The 21,668-nt window shown below is 70.0% G+C and carries 19 protein-coding genes and 1 pseudogene; 13 read left to right on the forward strand and 7 right to left on the reverse strand.

All coding sequences use genetic code 11. The features are described 5' to 3' along the window. Positions 1-395 precede the first annotated feature (395 nt). Positions 396-773, reverse strand: a complete 378-nt coding sequence (locus ACTWPW_RS56375) for a hypothetical protein (protein WP_443173891.1) — start codon at positions 771-773, stop codon at positions 396-398. A gap of 125 nt (positions 774-898) precedes the next feature. On the opposite strand from ACTWPW_RS56375, the gene ACTWPW_RS56380 reads away from it, so the two are divergent. Continuing rightward, the gene (locus ACTWPW_RS56380) at positions 899-1,846 is read left to right on the forward strand and encodes a pentapeptide repeat-containing protein (RefSeq protein ID WP_443173890.1); all 948 of its coding nucleotides are present in this window, start codon (positions 899-901) and stop codon (positions 1,844-1,846) included. A gap of 996 nt (positions 1,847-2,842) precedes the next feature. On the opposite strand, the gene ACTWPW_RS56385 is transcribed toward ACTWPW_RS56380, so the two are convergent. Then, on the reverse strand, positions 2,843-3,757 hold the full coding sequence (locus ACTWPW_RS56385) for an alpha/beta fold hydrolase (protein ID WP_443173877.1): 915 nt from the start codon (positions 3,755-3,757) through the stop codon (positions 2,843-2,845). 407 nt (positions 3,758-4,164) lie between these two features. Between ACTWPW_RS56385 and ACTWPW_RS56390 the strand changes: the two genes are divergently transcribed. The 6 genes and pseudogenes from ACTWPW_RS56390 to ACTWPW_RS56415 all read left to right on the forward strand — a co-directional run bounded on the left by ACTWPW_RS56390 (position 4,165) and on the right by ACTWPW_RS56415 (position 8,387). Continuing rightward, a complete protein-coding gene (locus ACTWPW_RS56390; protein ID WP_375113010.1) occupies positions 4,165-4,986 on the forward strand; it encodes a CPBP family intramembrane glutamic endopeptidase in 822 nt (273 codons plus the stop codon). Further along, entirely contained in the window at positions 4,983-6,140 is a 1,158-nt protein-coding gene (locus ACTWPW_RS56395) for a sensor histidine kinase (RefSeq protein ID WP_443173878.1), read from the forward strand. The genes ACTWPW_RS56390 and ACTWPW_RS56395 overlap by 4 nt, the downstream gene beginning before the upstream one ends. Further along, a pseudogene (locus ACTWPW_RS56400) lies at positions 6,137-6,404 on the forward strand (response regulator); the annotation flags it as partial. The gene ACTWPW_RS56395 and the pseudogene ACTWPW_RS56400, both read left to right, overlap by 4 nt. A 340-nt stretch (positions 6,405-6,744) precedes the next feature. Beyond that, a complete protein-coding gene (locus ACTWPW_RS56405) occupies positions 6,745-7,290 on the forward strand; it encodes a hypothetical protein (protein WP_443173879.1) in 546 nt (181 codons plus the stop codon). A gap of 319 nt (positions 7,291-7,609) precedes the next feature. Continuing rightward, a complete protein-coding gene (locus ACTWPW_RS56410; protein WP_375113008.1) occupies positions 7,610-8,194 on the forward strand; it encodes a GNAT family N-acetyltransferase in 585 nt (194 codons plus the stop codon). Positions 8,195-8,255: 61 nt separating this feature from the next. Beyond that, complete coding sequence (locus ACTWPW_RS56415) at positions 8,256-8,387, forward strand: hypothetical protein (protein WP_443173880.1); 132 nt, start codon at positions 8,256-8,258, stop codon at positions 8,385-8,387. Between the two features lie 164 nt (positions 8,388-8,551). Here the strand turns inward: ACTWPW_RS56415 and ACTWPW_RS56420 are convergent, their stop codons facing one another. Further along, a complete protein-coding gene (locus ACTWPW_RS56420) occupies positions 8,552-9,787 on the reverse strand; it encodes an ABC transporter substrate-binding protein (RefSeq protein ID WP_443173881.1) in 1,236 nt (411 codons plus the stop codon). Positions 9,788-9,827: 40 nt separating this feature from the next. Between ACTWPW_RS56420 and ACTWPW_RS56425 the strand changes: the two genes are divergently transcribed. Genes ACTWPW_RS56425 through ACTWPW_RS56435 form a run of 3 tightly spaced genes read left to right on the forward strand, consistent with a single transcriptional unit; the run spans position 9,828 to position 13,521 of the window. Next, the gene (locus ACTWPW_RS56425; protein ID WP_375113006.1) at positions 9,828-10,337 is read left to right on the forward strand and encodes a PadR family transcriptional regulator; all 510 of its coding nucleotides are present in this window, start codon (positions 9,828-9,830) and stop codon (positions 10,335-10,337) included. After that, on the forward strand, positions 10,334-11,026 hold the full coding sequence (locus tag ACTWPW_RS56430; RefSeq protein WP_443173882.1) for an ABC transporter ATP-binding protein: 693 nt from the start codon (positions 10,334-10,336) through the stop codon (positions 11,024-11,026). Before ACTWPW_RS56425 ends, ACTWPW_RS56430 begins: the two co-directional genes overlap by 4 nt. Beyond that, a complete protein-coding gene (locus ACTWPW_RS56435; protein ID WP_443173883.1) occupies positions 11,023-13,521 on the forward strand; it encodes an FtsX-like permease family protein in 2,499 nt (832 codons plus the stop codon). Before ACTWPW_RS56430 ends, ACTWPW_RS56435 begins: the two co-directional genes overlap by 4 nt. A 52-nt stretch (positions 13,522-13,573) precedes the next feature. Here the strand turns inward: ACTWPW_RS56435 and ACTWPW_RS56440 are convergent, their stop codons facing one another. Together ACTWPW_RS56440 and ACTWPW_RS56445 are read right to left on the reverse strand one after the other, a co-directional pair. Continuing rightward, a complete protein-coding gene (locus ACTWPW_RS56440) occupies positions 13,574-14,797 on the reverse strand; it encodes a cytochrome P450 (protein WP_443173884.1) in 1,224 nt (407 codons plus the stop codon). 101 nt (positions 14,798-14,898) lie between these two features. Further along, complete coding sequence (locus tag ACTWPW_RS56445) at positions 14,899-15,837, reverse strand: RNA polymerase sigma-70 factor (protein WP_443173885.1); 939 nt, start codon at positions 15,835-15,837, stop codon at positions 14,899-14,901. A gap of 206 nt (positions 15,838-16,043) precedes the next feature. Here ACTWPW_RS56445 and ACTWPW_RS56450 point away from each other — a divergent pair, with 206 nt between their 5' ends. The 3 genes from ACTWPW_RS56450 (at position 16,044) to nhaA (ending at position 20,166) form a co-directional block, all read left to right on the forward strand. Then, positions 16,044-16,922: an SDR family NAD(P)-dependent oxidoreductase gene (locus ACTWPW_RS56450; protein ID WP_443173886.1), complete on the forward strand. Its 879-nt coding sequence runs from the start codon at positions 16,044-16,046 to the stop codon at positions 16,920-16,922. Between the two features lie 478 nt (positions 16,923-17,400). Further along, on the forward strand, positions 17,401-18,753 hold the full coding sequence (locus ACTWPW_RS56455) for a TrkH family potassium uptake protein (RefSeq protein ID WP_375113000.1): 1,353 nt from the start codon (positions 17,401-17,403) through the stop codon (positions 18,751-18,753). Between the two features lie 129 nt (positions 18,754-18,882). After that, a complete protein-coding gene (gene nhaA, locus ACTWPW_RS56460; RefSeq protein WP_443173887.1) occupies positions 18,883-20,166 on the forward strand; it encodes a Na+/H+ antiporter NhaA in 1,284 nt (427 codons plus the stop codon). Positions 20,167-20,170: 4 nt separating this feature from the next. On the opposite strand, the gene ACTWPW_RS56465 is transcribed toward nhaA, so the two are convergent. Together ACTWPW_RS56465 and ACTWPW_RS56470 are read right to left on the reverse strand one after the other, a co-directional pair. Next, entirely contained in the window at positions 20,171-21,325 is a 1,155-nt protein-coding gene (locus ACTWPW_RS56465) for an FAD-dependent monooxygenase (RefSeq protein WP_443173888.1), read from the reverse strand. After that, positions 21,322-21,668, reverse strand: a 347-nt coding sequence (locus tag ACTWPW_RS56470) for a GbsR/MarR family transcriptional regulator (protein ID WP_443173889.1), incomplete at its 5' end; no start/stop codon positions are given. The genes ACTWPW_RS56465 and ACTWPW_RS56470, both read right to left, overlap by 4 nt.

The raw sequence follows: 21,668 nt of genomic DNA on the forward strand, positions 1-21,668 counted from the left end.
CAAGCCGCGACCCGAGCACGGCAGGTGCCTCACGCTCTGAAACCAAGGCCTCTACCTGCGGGAACGGTCCTCGTCGACGAATTGGACCGAGAAATGATCACCAAGAATCAAGCCGTGGATTCAGGCTCAGGCACGGCGCTCTGCTGGTCTCTCGTGGCCACTTTTACTACGCGGGTCTCCTATATTCTGGACCTCTAACCAGAGTTTCCGATGATCACGGGCAACTTCAATCAGCTGTTCGGCCCCACCGCTCTGCCTCCGACTGAGCTATTCTCTCCTCGGCCCGAGCCTTAGCCGTTTTGCCCGCTGCTCTTCTAGTTGCAGTTTGCGTATCTCAGCCTCGTGATCTTCGGGAGTCGGAACCACGTCGTACAGTGCTTCGACTCCTAGACCGATCAGTACATCATCGGTGGCCGGATGCGCCTATCGATCGCGATCATGGTGGTGAGTCCCACCAGGACTTTGCCAGCCTGGTACAGCAACCGGCGCAACAACGGAATCTTGACTGCGACCAGGACATCGTTGGGCGGAGGCAGATTCCCCGCCCCTCCCATGGACCAGACCTGCCGCCACACCGCCTTGGGATAGACGGCGAAGGCCAGGATGTCCTCGCGCGCCTCGTCCAGATGCTCGGCGGTTTGCTTCTGCCGCCGGATCCGGATCAGCAGAGTGTGTGATCGCACTTCCCCGAACACGTTCGTCTCTGGGAATGGCAGGGTGTTCAACCGGGCCGCTAGAACCCGGCACAGGCCAGCACCATCAGCCGCGCTCACAGGTCAGATGAAGAGACAAAACAGCCGACTGCAAGCCGCGAAGCCGATCGACGTGATAAGAGGACCCTATGATAGGAGCGGCCTTTTGGCGCACAGCAGTTGGTGTCGCATGTTTCCTGTTGGTTGTGCTCGGCGCTCTCACGCTGCTGCCGCACCTGCTCTACCCGCCTTTGACCGATACCCAGCTCAGCGGAGTGAAAGGCGCTGATACCCGCATCCAGCTGCAACAGGCACAGTCTCAGCTGCAGAACAATGCACGCTCTACCCTCCTCCAGGCTGTCGCTGGCTTGCTGGTCGTCGCTGGTGCGGTGGCGACTTGGCGGCAGGTGCAAGTCAACCGCGAAGGACAGATCACCGAGCGATTCACCCGGGCTGTCGACCAACTTGGAAGCGACAACACCGATGTCCGCGTCGGCGGTATCTACGCGTTGCGACGCATCGCTGATAACTCCCCGTCGGATCGCAACACAGTCCAGTTCATCCTCGGAGCGTTCATTCGCACCCATGCAGCCTGGCCGGTCGGCATGCCCGACGGCCCCGAGCATCCGACCACCGCGGTGGATCAACATCTGCCCTGGCTGCATGTCCGCGCTCCTGACATTCAGACCGCTATGGAGGTGCTGGGGAATAGTCCTACGTCGCCAGAAGCACGAGGACTCTACTTATCTCGCGTGGACCTACGCAGTGTCCAACTGGACGGGGCGCGCCTGATCGGCACACAGTTACGCCACGCCAATCTTGCGCGGGCCTGGCTACGCGGCATACGGCTGGATCATAGCGACCTCAAGTCGACCGACCTCCGGCAGGCGAATCTCGAGAACGCCAGCCTCGTAGAGTCCAACCTCCGTGGTGCTCATCTGGAGGGTGCAACTCTGAGGGGAACCGACTTCAGTAGGGCTGATCTCCGCGGGACCGATCTTCGCGGCACCAATCTCGCTGACGCCACACTGGTTGGCGCGCTGGCCGACGCCACGACAGCCTGGCCTCTCAACTTCGACACCAACCACCTTCGCCGCTCTGGGATACGTCTCATCAACGACGAGGGCGAGCCGTCAAACACCGCAAACGAGTAGAACTCGACAAGTCGGATTCCGTAGAAAGGACGGCAGATCTGTGGGCTGATAGCGCCACGAGCAGCCCGAGCGCACCACGCACAGCATCACGCTGACGTTCTATGCCACCCCGCTCTTAGGGCCCCCGGCCTCCTCCACAGCCGGTGACACGCCAGCGCCACCCTGCCTTGTTTGCGCCTCGGTCCCGTCAGATACTTCGGCCGAAGCATCGATCAAGGTCGTCGTCCACCCGCCGACGATGGCGGCTTCGCGTGGCGCCGTGGGAGTGGCCTCACAGCCTCGATCTTCGCCCGTCTGCTCCGGTCTCTGTCTACATCGGCAGGCTGCGCAGAAGCCGTCTCGACGTGTTCCCTTCTTCTGGGTCCCTCGCAGGGGCACTCGGTCTTGAGGAGCGGTTCCGGCCGTTGACCAGGGCAGATATCGCAGGTACGGGCGGGCCGCCAGTCTCACGGAATCCCGCCCGTTCTCGTCGAAGCTCGCGGGTTGAAGACCAGCTGTGGTCCAACAGCGATCTCTGCATGAGTCGTTGCTGCGTGTGCCTGCTGAAAGCCCCGTCCACGCAGATCGAGCGGCATGTACGTATTCGTGGGGTACGCCGCCGAGTCGGTCTCGTCGGCGTATGTCAAGGTTGGCCGGTCTGACTGAATCGATGATCGGGACCGGGACAGCGCGTGGCCGCTCGCGGGCTACCTCAAGCAGAACTTCTGGGTCGCCGGCAGCGGCACCAACAGCCCCCGCTACCTGTGCTGGACCGCCGAGGTCATAGGCACCGACCGGATGCCCACCGGGTGCCGTACTCCATCGGATGCTGTGCTCCACCGCCTACCTTTCGCCTACGGCTTTCGTCCCGGCGGCTTCCCCTATCGGCACCAGCGACGGCGCCGCCCGCTCCTTCCTGGAGGACGCGCCCTTCACCGACGAGCAGAGGGCCGACATCGCCCACCGCGCAACGGGGAACGCCTCACCGCCCGCGCGGCGGAGCGTCGAACCGGCGGGTTACGCACCATGCGCTTGACGTGCGACCTGCGCGGTGACGCGCTCAATGGCCTGGACGGCGGCATCGGGCTGGTCGACGTAAATGTAGTGGCCGCTGTTCGTGGCCGTGCTCAGCTTGCTGCGGCTGGACAGCGCGAGCCACTTGCGCTGGCCTGCGGTCCACGCCTGCTCCAGGCGCTGCCCGTACTCGGGGACGGCCGCGAGGTACGGCTTGCCGTGCTGGATCACCTCCACCGGGATGTTCCCGGCGGAACGGACCTTCCCGTCGGTGATGACGAGCTTCTCCGGGTTCTCGCCCTTGAATATCGCGAGGTTCTGCGTGCGCACCTCGGCCGCCGGCCCCTTGGCGGACTCGGGGATCGACTTGGAGATGTCGGCCAGCATCGTGGGCGGGGTGGCGTCCATCAGGACCAGCCCCTTGACCCTGTCCTGGTGGTCGGGGGCGTACCTGGCGGCGATCAGCCCGCCCAGCGAGTGCCCGGCCAGGACGACCGGGCTGTCCGCGGCGATCCGATCGAGCACGCCGGTCAGAACCTTTCCGGTGCTGGCGAAGTTCTGCGGGCCGTCCGGCTGGTCGCTGGCGCCCGCGCCGAGCCGGTCGTAGGAGCACACCCGGTTCTGCTTGCTCAAGCTCTGCTGGAGGGCGGCCAGCTTGTCCAGCCCATCGCCTCCCCCGTGCATCAGGATGATGACCGGCCTGCCCTTCTCCGGGGCGCCCGAACAGGACACGTTCACCGACCGGCCCGCGACATCGATCTTCGTGGTTCCGGAGATCGGGGCGGCATCGGCTGTCCGCGTGGCGGGGGCGAGGGGGTCCCAGTTCTCCATCGCGTCGCCATCGCAGCCGGCGGCCCCCGCGCCGAGGACGGTGCAGCACAGCGCGGCCACAATGGTTGTCTTGATCTTGCGGGGCATGAGGTCCTCCAGTGAGGGGGTCGACGCCGGGGTGATGCGCACGGCGGTGTAGCGGGAAACTCAGACGAGGCGCCGTGGCTGGGCCGTAACGCTACGGAACGGGGCGGTCCGAGATCATCCCCGCACGGTGGACATTCGCCGGTAGCTCGTGCGGGGGACAAGTGTGGTGTGCGGGAAGGGCCGGGAAGGGCCGCGAAGAGCCGCGGTCGTCGCGCTCTGACGTTCGGCTGACGTCCGGTGTGGGCGCCGCGGCGGCGTCGTACGACGAAGCGCGTGCGCGCCTGTCCCCCGTGCGAGCTACTCGCGAATGTCCACCGTGCGGGGACGATTCCCGACCGCCGAATCTCTAACGTTTCCCTGCGTAGCGGCGGCGCCCCGCCGCAGAGCCCCCACGTAAGAGAGTCGTCATGCGGTTGTTGAAACAGCTCGTCCCCGTCGCGGTGGTCGCCTTCGCCGGCGGCACGATCGTGGGCGCTGTGCGGGGAAACCCGTTCCTCACCCTGCTCCTCGGCGTCGCGACGGCCGTGCTGGCCGTGCTCGTGTACGCCCGGATGGTGCGCTGGTCCGAGCGCCGGGCGCCGGTCGAGGTGGCCGCGAAGGGCGCCGTCGCCGCCACCGTGCGCGGGATGGTGATCGGTGTCGGAATGTTCGCGGCCGTCATCCTGAACATCGCCTTCCTGGGCGGCTACCGGATCGACGGTATGGGCTCGGTGCCGGGCGCGGTGGCGCTGGTCGGGTTCATGGCCGCCGCCGCGGTGACGGAGGAGTTGTTGTTTCGCGGCATCCTGTTCAGGATCGTCGAGGAGCGCACCGGCACCTGGATGGCGCTGGTGCTGACGGCGGTGTTGTTCGGCCTGGTGCACCTGTTCAACGTGCACGCCAGCCTGTGGGGGGCGATCGCCATCGCGATCGAGGCAGGTGGCATGCTCGCCGCCGCCTACGCCGCCACCCGCACCCTGTGGGTGCCGATCGGCCTGCACTTCGGCTGGAACTTCGCAGCGGCCGGCATCTTCGGCACCGAGGTTTCGGGCAGCGGCGCGACGCAGGGGCTGCTGAACGGTGTGACGTCGGGCCCGGCCCTGCTCACGGGCGGTGACTTCGGGCCGGAGGCGAGCCCGTACGCGGTGGTGTTCGGCCTGCTGCTGACGGCCGTGTTCATGTGGCTGGCCCGCCGGCGCGGCAACGTGGTCCCGCTGCGGCGCCGCACGACCGCTACCCTCGCCCAATGATCGATTTACGGCGGGTCACGGAGCTGTGGCGGCGGTGCGACGTCGTGGTCCGGGATCTACCGTTCGGGCTGCTGCTGGCCGTCCTATCGCTCCTGCCGGCGCTCTACGGAAAAGGTACGCAGGTCGGCGACCTGCCGGCCCGTCCCTTCGACGCGGCGGCGTTCGTGGTGATCGCCCTGGAGTGCCTTCCGCTCGCCGTGCGCCGGCGGTGGCCGGCCGTGTGCCTCGTCCTGGTGTCGCTCGGTTTCGTCCTCGACCAGGTGCGCGCGTACCACGTGTTCGCGAGCAACGCGATGCCCATCGCGCTGATCAGCGCGGGCGCCCACCTGGAGCGCCACCGGCGCGTCACCGTGGTCGTCCTCTCCATGGCGTACGTGCCGCTCACGCTCGCGCTCGGCCGGCTCGGCGCGACCGAGAGGGTGGAGGGCTACGTGGTCTTCTACCTGGCCCTGGCCCTCGCATGGGGCATCGGCGCCTGGCTGCGCTCCACCCGCGCCGCCGAGGCCGAACGCCGCCGCCACCTCGCCGCGGCCACCCGCGCCGCCGAACGCACCCGCATCGCCCGCGAGCTCCACGACGTCGTGACCCACCACGTGACGGCCATGGTCGTGCAGGCCGAGGCGGCACGCTACCTGACCGCCGCCCCCGATCGCCTCGACGCGACGCTGAGCGCCGTCACCGACACCGGCCGGCGGGCCATCACCGACCTGCGGCACATGCTCGACCTGCTCAAAGCCGATCACGACACCGACGTCAGCCTGCCCTCCGCCGGCGAGCTCCACACGCTCGTGGAGCAGACCCGCCAGGCCGGGCAGCCGGTGGAGTTCACCGAAGAGGGCCGCCCGGCGGAATCGGCGGGCAGCGCCGAGTTCGTGACCTACAGGGTCGTCCAGGAGGCCCTGACGAACGCCCTCAAACACGCCCACAGCAGCCCCACCGTGGTCCACGTGCGTTACGGCGAGAAGGAGATCGGCGTGGAGGTCAGCACCGACGGCTCCGGTTCCCGGGCCGCCGCCGCTCCCGGCGGGAGCGGGCGGGGCCTGGCCGGGCTGCGGGAGCGCGTCGAAGCCCTCGGCGGCGAGTTCAGCGCCGACCGGCAAGCGGGGGGCGGCTTCGTCGTACGGGCCCGCATCCCCGCGGGGAGCCCGTCGTGACCGCGCCGGTCCGGGTCCTGGTCTGCGACGACCAGGCGATCGTTCGCACCGGGTTCGCGACGATCATGGGTGCGCAGCCCGGCCTTTAGGTGGTGGGCGAGTGCGGCGACGGCCGTGCCGCGGTGGATCTCGCCCGCCGGACATCGTGGTGATGACGTACGGATGCCGGTTCTCGGCGGCATCGAGGCCACCTGCCTGCTGGCCGGCGCCGGGGTGGAGCGTCGGGTCAAGGTGCTCGTGGTGACGACGGTCAACCTGGACCAGTAGGTGTACGAGGCGCTGCGGGCCGGCGCGAGCGGGCGTCGCTGCATCCTGCCCTGGTCCCGGACTGTGAACATCGGCCCGCGCGACTGGAACCGGCCGGACGGGAAGACATGCAGCGATCCATCACAACCCTGGACTCCTACGCATTAATTTTATGTGCGCACCATGGCCGGTTCGCATGTCTGCGAGATGTCCGGTTGTTGTCCGGCTGCTGCCCTGGTTGCCACAGGAGCGAAAGCGTTACCTTTCTCGCAATAGCTGTTCTTCATCGCAGGAAGAACCGCAATGCGCACGGCCGGGGTTCCCCTGGGCGCGAATCTACGTGTGCCGTTCATCGAAAGTGGACATCAGCGGCGGGCGCTGGAACGTACAGCTTTGCCGGGTCATGTGGTTCGCCGCAAAGATCCAGCAGGAAATCACAAGTCACGAAAGAGGGAAAATGAAGAAAATGGCATGGGTTGCCACGACTGCCCTGACGGCCGGTCTTCTGACCAGCGCGGCACCCACCGCAGCGACGGCCTCACCAACGGACAACGGGGTTCACAATACGAGCACGATCGCCGTCGGCGCCGTCCAGGCTTGGAGGACGAACTCCTGTGTCTACCGGCAGGGTTGTTACGATGCCCTGATTCCGGCCGGGCAATATTCAGGCTGGCGGTACACGGCTGCTGTCTACTTCGGGGACAACTATTGCCTGAGAGTCCGCGCCTGGCTACCGGGAGGCGGTCTGGGGCCCGTAGAGATCACCCGTGAGGGGCCCGCGTGGTTCGTATTCAACAGTGCTCATCCCGGGTTCGACGTGAGGGCACGGCCGATCGGCGATGTCGGCTGCCAGCGCGCGGCAGAAACCTCCAGAGATTCTGGGGAGTTTGTTCAGGCCGCGTAGTAACGCTGAGGGGCCTCTGCGGCACCTCCACAGAGCGCCGCTGTTGCAAAGGCGATCCCGGCCGGCGGGAGCACCGTCAAGTCGGGCTCAGAGCGGTGTGAGTGGCGACGTGTCCAGGTCGGCGGGGCTGCACCACATCCGACCAAAGCGCCGTGGCGACGGTGAAGTCCTCACCGTCCGAGGTGATGCGGCGGGGACGGCCACCCGCCAGCTAGGGTCCTCATCGGCCGCGGCCGAGACAACCCGCCGTGCCCGCACAGGCTCGATCCGGCACAAAGTGCCTGATTACGCAGGTGGTGCGGATGTTATCGTCCATCGCATGACCGAACTGATCGCCCCCACTGAACAGCTGCATTCCTCGTGGCTCACAGCGCGTGACGAGTGGCCGCCCGGTGCTCACCAGGACGGGGCCGGCCTGCGTCTGGTTGATGACGAGGACCTCGACACTCCGGAAGCGTTCGCCTCATGGGTCGAGCAGCTGCGCCAGCAGTCAGACCGGTCACTGCCTGTCGAGGAAGGGCACGTCCACGCCACCCACTGGTGGATCGTCGACGGCGAGACCTACCTCGGCGCCATCGACCTTCGGCACTATCTGAACGCCGTTCTGCTGGAAGGCGGCGGACACATCGGCTACAGCATCCGGCCTTCTGCCAGAAGGCAAGGACTGGCCACGTGGGCGCTGGGAGAGGTGCTGCGCAGGGCGCCGGCGCTCGGGCTGGACCGGGTCCTTCTCACCTGTGACGAGGGCAACGTCGGTTCGGCGCGCACCATCGAGAGCAACGGCGGTGTCCTGGAGGACGTGCGCAGCACTGGGATCGGGGTCAAGCGCCGCTACTGGATCGCTCTCGACGACGCTGGTCACAGCCATTCGTTGATGGCGGCGACCAGGACGGGCGCCTCGTAGCGTCCGGGGGCAGGCCGGTGGGTCGTCCGCGGGCCGAGCCGGGCCCGCGGCGGTGGGCGCGTTGGTGGGGGCGTTGGGGCGGGCCGGCGGCGGTACGTTCTTCGAAGCGCTCGTCGCCGACACCCCCGACAGGGCGACCGGGTCGGCGGCCGTGGCCGCGTCGATGAAGGCGCGGCGCAGAGCCCTGGGGTGAGCGCCTCTTCCAGATCACCGACCCCAACGGCGTGATCGTCCAGTTCGTCGCGTGGGCCGCACCGGCCGCTCCGTGATCCCACGGATGGCCGGCTCGGCACTGGTGAGCTCGCCTGTTGAACTGCCGCGAGTCATCGCGGCTCGCTGGTGACCGGACGTGCCCTCTCAGCCGGTGTGAAGGGTCCGGAAGCGACCGGGTTCCGCCGGATCTCGATCAACGACGTGGATCGGCGGCCAAGCCCATTGCCAGACGCTGGTGCCCGGCATGCGGGAGAACCGGATCTGCCCGCGGGTGCCTTCGACCGCGACGCGCGGCCAGGATTCGGCGATGCGCGCCCGGTCCGCGCCGTACGAACGCAGCACCTCGGCGAGGACGGCGACCGTGTCATAGCCCTCGAAGGCGACGAAGGAGGGCGCTTCGGCCAGCCGCTCGCGCAGGGCCGTCTCGACTCGTACGCCGAGTGGGCCGAGACGCTCGGGAAGGTAGCGCAAGAACGGGATCGCGGTGCCGTCGTCGCCCAGCGACGTCGCCCATTCGGCGAACTCCGGCTGCCCGGCTGGAGCACCGATCATGATCTCGGCGAGGCGCCGGTCATGGCGGACACACTCGACGATCGACACTGCCGGCTCCGGCTGACCGACCAGGAGAAGGAGTGCCGTCGCGCGATTGTCGACGAGTTCGTCGCACACGGCCGTGGGGGCGAGCGCGCGCATGTCGAGTTCGATGACGGTGCCGCCGCGTGGAGCGAGGTGGTCCCGCAGAACGCGGGCCCCGGACGCCCAGTAGACGCTCGGCTCGGCCGCTATGGCGATTCGTCTGTGGCCCGCCCTGAGGAGGAAGTCCGCGTAGATCCGCCAGCCGTGGGACTGCGCCGGGGCGAGGCGCGCGACCCAGTCCGTCGGCTGTTCGGTGAGCGCGTCGAGGACCGCCGACGAGCACAGGAACGGCAGGCCGAGGGCGTCGGCCCGGGCCGCGGCGGCGCGAGCGACGACGCTGTGATACTCCCCCGCCAAGGCGGCCACGCCCAGGCGAGCCAGTTCATCGACGGCCGCCGCGGCCTTCTGGGGATCGGCCGCGGTGTCTCGGACCACCAGCTCGAGTGGTCTTCCGACGATCCCGCCGGCGTCATTGACCTCGCGTACGGCCAGCTCGAGTCCCGCGAGCAAGTGCCGGCCCGCCTCGACCCAGCCAGGCCGGCTCAGCGGAACGAGGGCGCCGATCCGGACGGGTGATCCATCGGTCCGCTCCGCTCCAGACAACGATGGAGGCGATGGGGGCGTATTCATGCGTTGGCGTCTCCTGTGTGCGATTCGGTAGCAGTATGCCCGGATCACAGAATGGCAACGGCACTGGTGAGACCTCCTGGCCGGGTACGGCAGCCGCCATTCGATGACGCTCATCCCTTGAGAAGCACATACTGCGTATGCATACTTAGTATTCATGTCGGTAAGACACGGGCTGCTCGCCCTGCTCAGCAGGGGCCCTCGGCACGGCTACCAGCTGCGGGTCGAGTTCGAGGCGTCGACCGGGGCGACCTGGCCGCTCAACATCGGCCAGGTCTACACGACGCTGTCCCGCTTGGAGCGTGACGGCCTGGTCAGGCCGGGTGAGTCGGACGAGCAGGGCCGGGTCGTCTACACGATCACCGCGGCCGGGCTGGAGGAGCTGGGGCGATGGTTCGGCACCCCGGTCGTCCAGTCCGACCGGCCGCGGGACGAGCTGGTCATCAAGCTGGCCATGGCCGTCGCGGCCAAGCAGGTGGACGTCGCCGAGGTCATCCGCATGCAGCGCACGGCGACCATGAGCGCCCTCCAGCAGCTGACCAGGGCCAAGCGAGCCGCCACGGAAGGCACGGCCGAGCGACTCGTGCTCGATTCCATGATCTTCCGGACCGAGGCCGAGCAGCGGTGGCTGGACCACTGTGAAGCCGTTCTCAAGGAGGAAAGATGACGGTCGTACGGCTGGCCGAGGTGACCAGGGTTCATGGCAAGGGCGCGACGGCCGTACACGCTGTGAAGGGTGTGAGCCTCGAGGTCGGGGCGGGAGAGCTGGTCGCGGTCATGGGCCCGTCCGGGTCCGGCAAGTCGACCCTGCTCAACCTCGCGGGCGGGCTCGACCGGCCCACGTCGGGGACGGTGCACATCGACGGGCAGGACCTGGCCACCGTGCGCGATCTGGCGGCGTTGCGGCGCCGCAGCGCCGGCTACGTCTTCCAGGACCTCAACCTGATCACGTCGCTGACGGCGGTGGAGAACGTGATGCTGCCGCGCGAGCTCGACGGTGTGCGGTCACGCCTGGCCCGGAAGGAGGCCATGGCCGTGCTGGCGGAGATCGACGCGGAAGACCTGGCCGACCGCTTTCCCGAGGAGTTGTCCGGCGGCCAGCGGCAGCGGGTCGCGATCGCCCGCGCTCTGGTCGGTGAGCGGCGCCTGTTGCTGGCCGACGAACCGACCGGTGCGCTCGACACGCGGACCGGCGACGAGATCCTGCAGACATTACGGGCTCGCTGTGATGCGGGTGCGGCGGTCCTGCTGGTCACCCACGAGCCGCGCTACGCCGCCTGGGCCGATCGCGTGGTGTTCCTCCTCGATGGGATGATCACGGATTCGGCGAACGGATCGCTGGTGAGCGCGCGATGAGCACCGTTGTCGCCGCGCTGCGCCTCGCCCGGCGGAACGCCTGGCGTTCCCGCGGACGTAGCGCGCTCATCATGGTGATGATCGGCCTGCCCGTCCTGGTGATCACGGCGATGCTCACCTACTTCGCGACCATGACCGTCTCTCCGCGGGAGGGGCTGGTGGCCGAGCTCGGTGCGGCCGACGCCCGGCTCCAGCAGGCACCCGCGGGTACGGTGCTCCACCAGGAGCCCGGTGGGGGCAACTGGAGCACGAACGGCGACGAGGCGCCCGGGCCACGACGCAGTGCCGCCGAGGTGGCGGCGCTGCTCGGACCGGGCGCCCGGGTGATCCCCCTCAACTCCGGCAAGCTCCAGCTCGGCACCGAGCGGGTCGACGCGCTGGAGACCGACCTGCGCGATCCCCTCACCAGGGGAATGCTGGCGTTGCGTGAAGGCAGGCTCCCGGCGGCCGGCGAGGTCGTGGTGACACCCGCGTTCGGCCTGGGGCCGGGCGATCTCCTGCGGCCCTCCGGCGGGGCGCCGCTGACGGTGGCAGGCGTGGTCGAGCACCCGCACCGGCCGGCGCTCCGGCAGGTCGCGGGCCCGGATCTGCCGCTGACGCCGCCGGCTGAATTCTGGTCGCCGTTCGACGAGGGCAGCGGCTGGCTCGCCGACACCGCGAAACCCGTGTCCTGGACCGAGGTGCCCGCACTGAACAGGGCCGGCCTGTACGTCACCTCCCCGGGCACGATCGCGGACACGGAGCTCGCCCTGGCCCGTTCCTCCTCGATGGACGTCCAGCACACCGTCGGGCTCGGCGCCATGGTGATCATGCTGGTGCTGGAGACCGTGCTGCTGGCCGGGCCCGCCTTCGCGGTCGGGCTCCGCCGACGGCGCCGGGAACTGGCCGAGATCGCGGCGCAGGGCGGCTCGGCCGGGCACCTTCGGACCATCGTGCTGGCCGACGGGCTGGTCCTCGGCGGTGCGGCCACCCTCATGGCGACGGTCCTGGGCGTCGGAGCCGGAGCGCTGGGCGCCCCGCTCGTGGCGCGGCTGGGAGGACAGGCCGGCCCGCCGGAAGTGCCGTGGCCGCCGGTTCTCGGGATCGCGGCCCTGGGGCTGCTCACCGGGATCGTGGCGGCGCTCGTGCCTGCCGTGCAGGCCGCTCGGCAGGACACGGTGACCGTGCTGGCCGGCCGCGCGCCCACGATGGCCGACCGGCCGGGATGGCCCCTGGCAGGGGCCGTACTGGTGCTGGCCGGGCTGGGGGCGACCGCGGTGGCGCGGCGCCAGCCGGGCACGGTCTGGGTGTGGTCCTCCGCGCTGCTGATCATGATCGGGCTGGTGGTGCTGACGCCCTGGCTGGTCCGCTTCACGGGACGGGTGGCCGCGCGGTTGCGGCTCCCCCTGCGGGTGTCCGTCCGCGACGCGGTCCGCCACCGATCCCGTACGGCCAGCGCGGTGGCGGCCGTCATGGCCGTCACGGCCACGGTCGTGGCGATGGGCATCGGCGCCTACAGCGAATTCATGGACCGGCGCAACGCCTACACCTCAGCGCGCCCGACCGGCATGCTGGCGATCTGGGGCGGCCCCATGAGCGATGCGACCTGGAACCGGCTCCGCGCCGAAACGGCCCGCCGCCTGCCGGGCGTGCCGTTGGCCGCCGGCTATCACGCCAAGGACGCCCAGGGCCGCCGCTACGCCTTGCGGTACACGGTGCGATGGAACGGGACCCGGACGCGCCGCACGGCGGCCATCGGTGACCAGGCCCTGCTCACGCTCCTGCAAGGACGCCACGACCCGCAGGCCGCCGCGGCGCTGGCCGGCGGCAAGGCGGTGGTGTTCGACGCGACCGCGGTGCGGAACGGCAAGCTCGCCCTGCGGGCGGGCTCCACGACCGGCCCCCCGCGCAAGCTCGAAGTGCCGGCGGTGGTGGCCACACCCGCCGACGAGCACCAGGGGGGCGCCCTGCTGCCGCGCTCCCTGATCGAGCAGGCCGGCTTCGCGGCGGCCGAGCGCCAGCTCTACGCCATGCACCGGCTGCCGGCCGGCTCGACGCTGGGGACCGATCTGGGCAAGGTGACCTCCCGCGTGACGATCACCTCCGAGGAGGGCTACCGCCACCTGCCGGACCACGGCCTGTGGGGCTGGCTCGTGGGCGCTCTCGTCCTCGTCGTCGGCGGCACGCTGGCCGCCACCCGCCTGGCGGCCGCCGACATGCGGCCCGAGCGGGCGACGATGCTGGCCATCGGCGCGCCGTCAGGGACGTTGCGGATGGTCGTGGCCGGGCAGGCGCTCTACATCTCCGGGCTCGGTGCGCTGGTGGGGCTGGTCGCGGGAACGGTGACGGGCGTGGCGCTGAGCCGGCCGATGACGACGCACGGCGCCGGGGATCCCGCCACGATCGCCGTGCCCTGGCCGTTCCTGATCGCCGTGGTGGTGGGGCTGCCCGTGCTGGCGACCCTGGCGGCGCTGATCACCCGGACCGGACTGCCCCTCGCCCGCCGGCGCCTGTGACGCGGAGCCTGGACGGGCAGACCGGCTGGACGGGCAGTCCGGCGCCTTGCCGTTACCAGGTGATCGGGAGTTCGTGAACCCCGTAGATGACGGCGTCGGTCTTGAACGGCAGGTCCTCGGCCGGTGTGACGAGCCGCAGGGTGGGGATGCGGCGGAACAGCGTGTCGAAGACGATCTGCAGCTCCAGCCGGGCCAGGTGCTGGCCGAGGCACTGGTGCGGGCCGAAGCCGAAGGCGAGGTGGTGGCGGGCCCCGCGTGCGAGGTCCAGGTCGGCCGGCTCCTTGAACACCGCCGGGTCCCAGTTCGCCGACAGGCCGGAGACGATGACGCCCTCGCCGGCCTTGATGTCCGCCCCGCCGATGCGTACGTCCTGGGTGGCCACCCGGGAGGTGACCCCGTCGGCGATGGTGAAGTAGCGCAGCAGCTCCTCCACGGCCATGGGCGTCCTGCCCGGGTCTGCCGTGATCGAGGCCAGCTGCTCCGGATGGGTGAGCAGCCCGATCACGCCGAGCGAGATCATGTTCGCCGTGGTCTCGTGCCCGGCGGTGAGCAGCAGGAAGGCCAGGCTCACCAGGCCCGCATGGTCGACAGCGCCCTCGCGGCGTTGCCGCGCGATCTGCCGGCCGAACAGGTCGTCGCCGGGCTCGGACTCCTTGCGGGTGACCAGGTCGTCGATGTAGGTGCCAAGTTCGGCGAAGGCGCGCCCGCGCTCCTCCGCCGAGGAGGTCCGGCGCACCAGCACGGTGGTGCGGCTCTGGAAGAAGTCGTGGTCGGTGTAGGGGACGCCGAGCAGTTCGCAGATCACCAGGGACGGCACCGGCAGGGACAGCGCCTGCACCAGGTCGACCGGCCGCCGGCCGGCGCCGAGCAGGTCGTCGATGCAGCGGTCGACGATGTCCTGGATGCGCGGGCGCAGCGCGGCCAGCCGCTTGACGGTGAACTCGCCGATCACCGGGCGGCGGGCCGCGGCGTGTTCGGCGCCGTCCATGCCGATCATCAATTGTGGCCGGTCGCGCAGCTGCCGCAGGGTCGCCGCGTCGAGGTTGAAGAGCGGGAAGCCGTCCTTGCGCCGGTCGGAGGAGAAGCGGGGGTCGGCGAGGACGGCCCGGGCCTCCTCGTACCCGGACACCCACCACGCCTCGGTGCCGCTGGTCAGCCGGACCCTGTTGATCGGTGCCCGCTCGCGCAGTCGTGCGTAGGCGGCGGGCGGAGCGAACGGGCAGCCCCGCTCGACCGGCAGTTCCAGGCCGGTGAGCGTGCCGGCGACGTTTTCCATGGATGACCTCCAGTGGTGGATCTGGCTGAGTTCGTGCTACGGGTCGCTCCGGATCGGCTCGTCACCATGTCGATCGCGATGCCGGGCGGCGGCTGAGGGGGTCACCTCAGCGTGAGTGGGGTCTCGGATTCGACGCGGGTCAGCTTCTGGGGATTGCGGACGTAGTAGAGACCGGTGATGCGGGCGTGCTCGACACGGACCGCTATGACGCCGTCGATCGCGCCGTCCACGCGAAGGACGAGTGCCGGGTTGCCGTTGACCACCGTGTGGTCACTGGTGACCGTGACCTGGGCCTTGCCGAGGCCGCCGACGATGAAGCGGCCCACCTTGCCCGCGCCGGTGATCGGCCGCGGTGCGGCCTGCTTGACGCCGCCGCCGTCGCTGATCAGGACGACCTGCGGGGCGAGCACGTCGAGCAGGCCTTGCAGGTCCCTGGTCTCCAGTGCGGCCTGGAACGACGCCAGCACCGCCCGGGCCTGGTGCGGAGCGACCTCCCCGCGCGGGCGGCGGGCATCGACGTGCTGCCGGGCGCGGTGCGCGATCTGGCGCACGGCCGCGGGGCTCTTGCCGACGGCGGCCGCGATCTCGTCGTGACTGATCCCGAACGCCTCGCGCAGCACGAAGACGGCGCGCTCGGTCGGCGACAGCGTCTCGAGGACGATCATGAGCGCCATCGACACGCTCTCGGCGAGCTCCACGTCCTCGGCCACGTCCGGCGCGGTGAGCAGCGGCTCGGGCAGCCAGGAGCCGACGTAGTCCTCCCTGCGGCGGCTCATGGTGCGCAGCCGGTCGAGCGAGCGCCGGGTCGTGATCCGGACCAGGTAGGCCCGGTGGTCACGCACCTGCCCCAGGTCGGCCTTCATCCACCGCAGCCAGGTCTCCTGAAGGACGTCCTCGGCGTCGGCCGCCGAGCCGAGCATCTCGTAGGCGACGGTGAACAGCAGGTTGCGGTGGGCGACGAACACCTCGGTGGCGGAATCCGTCCCGCCGCCGGCGAGCGGTTCCGCGGAGCCCGTCGTCGGTTCGCTGCCCTCGTTCATAGCCGGCTCCTGCCTGTCGCTCTCGACTCTGCTCTATGCACGAGACTCCGGCCGGCGCCGATGTGTGACACCCGTGATCGGTGGCGCTCGCCACATGACCGGCCTGTCACAGAATCCGGGCGGCCGGCGCCTCATGGTCATCAGGATCGCGGCGGGCACCACCCGCGCGCCGCGTGACCGCCACCGATGAAAGAACGGACGCACATATGAGCAAGGTCTGGTACGTCACCGGCTCCTCCCGCGGCCTCGGCCGCAGCTTCGTCGAGGCCGCACTGTCCCGCGGCGACAAGGTGGCCGCCACCGCCCGGAACGCCGCCGGCCTCGACGACCTGGTCGCCACCTACGGCGAGGCGGTGCTCCCGCTCGCGCTGGACGTGACCGACAAGGCCGCCGTCCTCGAGAGCGTGAAACGGGCCAGGGAGCACTTCGGCCGGCTCGACGTCATCGTGAACAACGCCGGCTACGCCCAGATCGGCGCGATCGAGGAACTGACCGAACAGCACCTGCGCGACCAGCTGGAGACCAACCTGTTCGGCGCGGTGTGGGTGATCCAGGCCGCACTGCCCTACCTTCGCGAGCAGGGCGCCGGGCACATCATCCAGCTGTCCTCGGCCGCCGGGCTCATCGCCATGCCGCTCGGCGGCGCCTACCAAGCCTCGAAGTGGGCCCTGGAAGCCCTGAACGAAACCCTCGCCCAGGAGGTCGCCGACTTCGGCGTCAAGGTGACCGTGGTCGAGCCCGGCGGATTCGCCACCAGGTCCGGCAAGAACCCCGACCCCCTCGACAACGGTCACCTGGCCGAGCCCAGCCCGGTCTACGACGGGCTCCGCCGGCGCCTGGCGGGGTTCATGGACAAGCAGCCCGCCGGCGACCCGGCCGCCGCGGCCCAGGCTCTCCTCAAGATCGTCGACTCCGCCAACCCGCCCCTGCGGGTGCTCTTCGGCCAGGGCTTCTACCCGATGCTCCAGCAGGTCTACGCCGACCGGCTCAAGACCTGGGCCGACTGGCAGGACCTTTCCGCGGAGGCTCACGGCCACCTCGATCAGGCGACCGCAGGCCCCCGGTCCGAGCCTGCCGGGAGCTGAGCCGCGTCGTTCCGCCCTGCCCGTCCGGCTCCGAGCGGCACCGCAGCGGGGAGTCCGTGCGCGATCAGCGGGTCAAGGGAAGATCGACCACTCCCAGCACGGACAGCAGCGCCAGGACCCCACCCGGCAGCCCGGCCGGTGGCGCCGATGGACGCGCCCGCCGCACCGGGCGCGTCCAGGTCGATCGCCTCCATCGCGTAAATCGCGCGCTTGAGAACAGTGGTCGGTCGGCCCCTCCCGCTCAACGCGTCCATGTGCCTCGCGGCCTGGCCCGGACCTGTCGGTCATGCCCTTCCCGCGGCCTCGGCGGAATGGCCCCTTTTGTCCTGGTGGTGCGCCGCATTGCGCTACGGTGTGGCTCGGAGTGCCGGGAAGCCTGGTCGGCGACGTCTACAGCCGTGTGACTTGACGGAGGCTCCCCGATGGGCAGTGACGGTTACAGTTCGTCCGACGGTGGTCCGTATTGCGGGGAAGGCCGATGATGCGGCGTCATCCGGCCGTGCCGGGCCGTGGCCGGCATCCGGCCGTGGTGATCTCGGCCGGGTTCGGCTCCGCCGTACTGATCGGGACGCTGCTGCTCGGCACCCCGCTGGCCACCACCGCGGGCGACAACTCCCACTGGCTCACCGCGCTGTTCACCGCCACCTCCGCCGTCTGCGTGACCGGCCTGGTCGTGGTCGACACCGAGACGCACTGGTCGGTGTTCGGCGAGGTGGTGATCGTCCTGCTCATCAAGGCGGGCGGGCTGGGCATCATGACGCTCGCCACACTGATCATGATCATCGTCTCGGGCCGGATCGGCCTGCGGGCCAGGCTGTCCGCCCAGCTGGAGACCAAGTCGGTCATCGCCGCCGACCTGCGGCACGTGCTGCGCAAGGTGGTGATCTTCAGCCTGATCTGCGAGGCGGCCGTCGCCACAGTCCTCGCCGTACGGTTCGTCACCGGCTACGGTGAGCCGCTGGGCAGGGCCGTCTACCTCGGCGTCTTCCACGGGGTGTCGGCGTTCAACAACGCCGGCTTCGCCCTGTGGCCGGACAACCTGATGCGCTTCGTCACCGACCCGTGGATCTGCCTCACCATCGCTCTGGCCGTCATCGTCGGCGGTCTCGGTTACCCCGTCGTCTTCGAGCTGCTGCGTACCTGGCGGCACCCGCGCCGGTGGTCCGTGCTGACCCGCGTCACCGTCGGCCTGAGCGCCTTGCTGCTCGGCGGCGGCACGCTCGCGTTCCTGATGACCGAGTGGCAGAACCCGGCCACGATGGGGCCGCTCGACGACTCCGGCAAGCTGCTGTCCGCCTTCTTCGCCGCGGTCATGCCACGCTCCGGCGGCTTCAACACCCTCGACGTCGGCCAGATGTACCCGTCCTCCTGGCTGGTCACCGACGTGCTGATGTTCATCGGCGGCGGCAGCGCCGGGACCGCGGGCGGCATCAAGGTCACCACCTTCGGCTTCCTGCTGTTCATGATCTGGTCCGAACTGCGCGGCGAGCACCAGGTCAACATCGGCCACCGACGGCTGCCCGCGGCCACCCAGCGTCAGGCGCTGTCCATCAGCCTGCTCGGCGTCATCCTGGTCGCCGTCTCCACGTGGCTGCTGCTCATCATCACCGCACACGACCTCGACCGGGTGCTGTTCGAGGTGATCTCGGCCTTCGCCACCAACGGCCTGTCCACCGGCATCACCGCCGACACCCCGCTGGCCGGACATGCGCTGCTGAGCCTGCTGATGTTCATCGGCCGCATCGGCCCCCTCACGCTCGGCTCGGCGCTCGCCCTGAAGCAGCGCACCCGCCGCTACGAACTGCCGGAGGAAAAGGTGATCATCGGCTGACGGCCGATCCCCCCTTGCAGGCATAAATCCGTTATGTGGCCATTTATGCGTTCTGATACGTTCTTGAGGGGTGTGCCGGGAAGTCTGGTCGGCGGTGACCGACCCGACCCCTGAGACGAGCGGAGCTCAATGCCCAGCCCCACCCTCCGAAGCACCTCACGCCTGCTCGACAGGAACACGTGGCCAGAGGCCCGCCGCATCGCCGACATCCTGCGCAAGGAGACCATCGGCGGGGCGTTGCTGCTCGCCGCCGCGCTGGCCGCGCTGATCTGGGCCAACTCGCCCTGGGCGCAGACGTATCAGGAGCTGCGCGCGATCGAGGTCGGGCCCGCCGCGCTGCATCTGAACCTCGACCTTGCCACCTGGGCCGCGGACGGGCTCCTGGCGATCTTCTTCTTCGTGGCGGGGCTGGAGCTCAAGCGGGAGTTCGTCGCCGGTGACCTGCGCGACGTGCGGCGGGCGGTGGTGCCGGTGGCGGCGGCAGTCGGCGGGGTCGTGGTGCCGGCCCTGGTGTACCTGGCGGTCACCGGCGGGGCCGACGCCCGGGGATGGGCCATCCCCACCGCCACCGACATCGCCTTCGCGCTGGCGGTGCTCGCGGTGATCGGCCGGTCCCTGCCCGACGCGCTGCGTACCTTTCTGCTGACCCTGGCGGTGGTGGACGACCTGATCGCCATCGTCATCATCGCCGTCTTCTACACCTCCCAGCTGGCGGTGCTCCCGCTGGTGAGCGCCTTGGTGCCGCTCGCGGTCTTCGCCTTGCTGGTCCAGCGGGGGGTGCGGGCGTGGTGGGCGTTGCTGCCGTTGGCGTTCGCCACCTGGGCGCTGGTGCACGCCTCGGGTGTGCACGCCACCGTGGCCGGAGTGCTGCTGGCCCTGACCGTGCCCGTCCTCACCAAGACGCCTGGCGAGGGAGCGGGACTGGCCGAGCATTTCGAGCACCGGTTCCGGCCGATCTCCGCAGGCGTGGCCGTGCCCGTCTTCGCCTTCTTCTCCGCCGGGGTCGCCCTCGGCGGGCTGGGCGGCCTGTTCGACACGCTCGGCGAGCCGGTCGCGCTGGGCATCGTGGCCGGGCTGCTGGTCGGCAAGCCGCTCGGCATCCTGGCCGCGACCTGGCTGGTGTCCCGCTTCACCCGCGCCACCTTGGACGAGGGGCTGGCCTGGATCGACATGGTGGGGCTGGCGATCCTGAGCGGCATCGGATTCACCGTGTCGCTGCTGATCGGGGACCTGGCGTTCGGCGCGTCCGGTGGCGAGCAGGTCAAGGTCGCCGTCCTTGCCGGCTCGCTGGCCGCGGCGCTGCTGGCCACGGTGATCCTGCGGCTGCGCGCCCGCGTCTACCGGCGCATCCACGAGGTCGAGACCGCCGACGCCGATCACGACGGCATCCCCGACCTCTACCGGAGCGCCTAGCGTCTCAGGAGTCCGTGGCCGGCGACGGCAGACGGGGCGGTTGCCAGCGCCAGGTGGCGTTGCCGTCGGCGGTGATGCCCTTGCGCCACAGCGGCGCGGGCATGAGCCTGATCATGGTGACCAGGGCCCGATGTGCGGCCTTCGAGGTGGTGCGGTGCCCATCGGCGCGCGCTCCGCGGGCGGTGGCCTGGGTGCGCCGGCGGCGGGCGGCGTCGTAGCGGCGCAGTGCGGCCTCGGCGTCGGGCTCGTCGGCGAGGGCCGCGGCGAGCACGACCGCGTCCTCGATCGACTGTCCCGCGCCCTGGCCGCGATCCGGGCTCATCGCGTGCGCGGCGTCGCCGAGCAGCGCCACCCGGCCGCGGACGTAGGTGGGCAACGGATCCAGGTCATGGATGTCGATGTGGATCACCGCCTCGTCCGGGGTGGACGCGATCAGTTCCGGGACCGGGTCGTGCCAGCCGCCGATCCGGCGCAGCACCTCCGCCTTCTCCTCCTCGTAGCGGACCTCGGGCCGGTCGGCGGTGGTGACGTAGGCCCAGTAGGCGCGGCCCCGGCTCAGCGGGTGGATGAGGAAGTAGCCGCCGGGTCCCATGGTGATGCTGCCGGGCAGCCCGCCGACGTTCGCGACGCCCAGCCAGGCGGTGCGGCCCAGGAAGCGCGGGGGCGGTGCGTCCGGCCACAGCAGGCGGCGCACCGTGCTGCGGATGCCGTCGGCGCCGATCACCAGGTCGACGGTGGCCTCGCCGCCGTTCCAGGCGACCGTCACCGCGGGCCCGTCCTGCCGCAGGCCGGTGACCTCCGCGCCGGTGCGCACCCAGCCGGCGGGCACCGCCTCCAGCAGCACACCGTGGAGATCCGCACGGTGGAAGGCCACCAGCGGCGTCGGATCGCCCGCGCGGGCCCGTTGCAGGTATCGGCCGTCCGGGAGACGCAGATTACCGGCGGAGTAGGTGGGGATCCCTTTCGCGCGTGCCTGCTCGCCGACGCCGAGCTCGTCGAGCGCTCGCATCGCGTTCGGGGCCTGGGACATCCCGGCACCGATCTCGCGCAGCTCGCCCGCCTTCTCCAGCACGACGGCCTGCCAGCCGATCCGCCGCAGGGCGACGGCGGCGGCGAGCCCACCGATGCCACCGCCGACCACGATCGCATGCCTGCTCATACGTTCTCTCCCGGGTCCGGCGCGTTGTCGAAAACCCTGGCCATCCATTCGAAGGCGGTGTGGGCCTGGTGGATGCGGGCGGCGCGATCGTCGTCCGGCCCGACCAGATCCAGACCGTCGCGGGTGATGTCGAGGAACGAGGTGACGCCGGCGATCTGCTTGCGCACCACGACCGTCCAGGCGTCCTCGGCCATCCGGTAGTAGACGGTCCGCTCCCCCGGCCGGGTGCGCCAGGTGAGGAACCCCATGCTGGACAGCAGCCGCAGGTTGGAGGTCAGCGAGGCGCGGCTGGCACCGATGGCCTCGCTGATCTGCCCGGCCGACTGCTCCGGCGGGTCGCACA

Origin of the sequence: Nonomuraea sp. KM90 (genome assembly GCF_052246675.1) — a bacterium.
Taxonomy (GTDB): domain Bacteria; phylum Actinomycetota; class Actinomycetes; order Streptosporangiales; family Streptosporangiaceae; genus Nonomuraea.

Excerpts from the sequence above, each read along its gene's own strand:
- ACTWPW_RS56385 (WP_443173877.1), bottom strand. The coding sequence starts at position 3,757 with ATGCCCCGCAAGATCAAGACAACCATTGTGGCCGCGCTGTGCTGCACC.
- ACTWPW_RS56390 (WP_375113010.1), top strand. The coding sequence starts at position 4,165 with ATGCGGTTGTTGAAACAGCTCGTCCCCGTCGCGGTGGTCGCCTTCGCC.
- ACTWPW_RS56395 (WP_443173878.1), top strand. The coding sequence starts at position 4,983 with ATGATCGATTTACGGCGGGTCACGGAGCTGTGGCGGCGGTGCGACGTC.
- ACTWPW_RS56410 (WP_375113008.1), top strand. The coding sequence starts at position 7,610 with ATGACCGAACTGATCGCCCCCACTGAACAGCTGCATTCCTCGTGGCTC.
- ACTWPW_RS56420 (WP_443173881.1), bottom strand. The coding sequence starts at position 9,787 with ATGAGCGTCATCGAATGGCGGCTGCCGTACCCGGCCAGGAGGTCTCAC.
- ACTWPW_RS56425 (WP_375113006.1), top strand. The coding sequence starts at position 9,828 with ATGTCGGTAAGACACGGGCTGCTCGCCCTGCTCAGCAGGGGCCCTCGG.
- ACTWPW_RS56430 (WP_443173882.1), top strand. The coding sequence starts at position 10,334 with ATGACGGTCGTACGGCTGGCCGAGGTGACCAGGGTTCATGGCAAGGGC.
- ACTWPW_RS56435 (WP_443173883.1), top strand. The coding sequence starts at position 11,023 with ATGAGCACCGTTGTCGCCGCGCTGCGCCTCGCCCGGCGGAACGCCTGG.
- ACTWPW_RS56440 (WP_443173884.1), bottom strand. The coding sequence starts at position 14,797 with ATGGAAAACGTCGCCGGCACGCTCACCGGCCTGGAACTGCCGGTCGAG.
- ACTWPW_RS56445 (WP_443173885.1), bottom strand. The coding sequence starts at position 15,837 with ATGAACGAGGGCAGCGAACCGACGACGGGCTCCGCGGAACCGCTCGCC.
- ACTWPW_RS56450 (WP_443173886.1), top strand. The coding sequence starts at position 16,044 with ATGAGCAAGGTCTGGTACGTCACCGGCTCCTCCCGCGGCCTCGGCCGC.
- ACTWPW_RS56455 (WP_375113000.1), top strand. The coding sequence starts at position 17,401 with ATGATGCGGCGTCATCCGGCCGTGCCGGGCCGTGGCCGGCATCCGGCC.
- nhaA (WP_443173887.1), top strand. The coding sequence starts at position 18,883 with ATGCCCAGCCCCACCCTCCGAAGCACCTCACGCCTGCTCGACAGGAAC.
- ACTWPW_RS56465 (WP_443173888.1), bottom strand. The coding sequence starts at position 21,325 with ATGAGCAGGCATGCGATCGTGGTCGGCGGTGGCATCGGTGGGCTCGCC.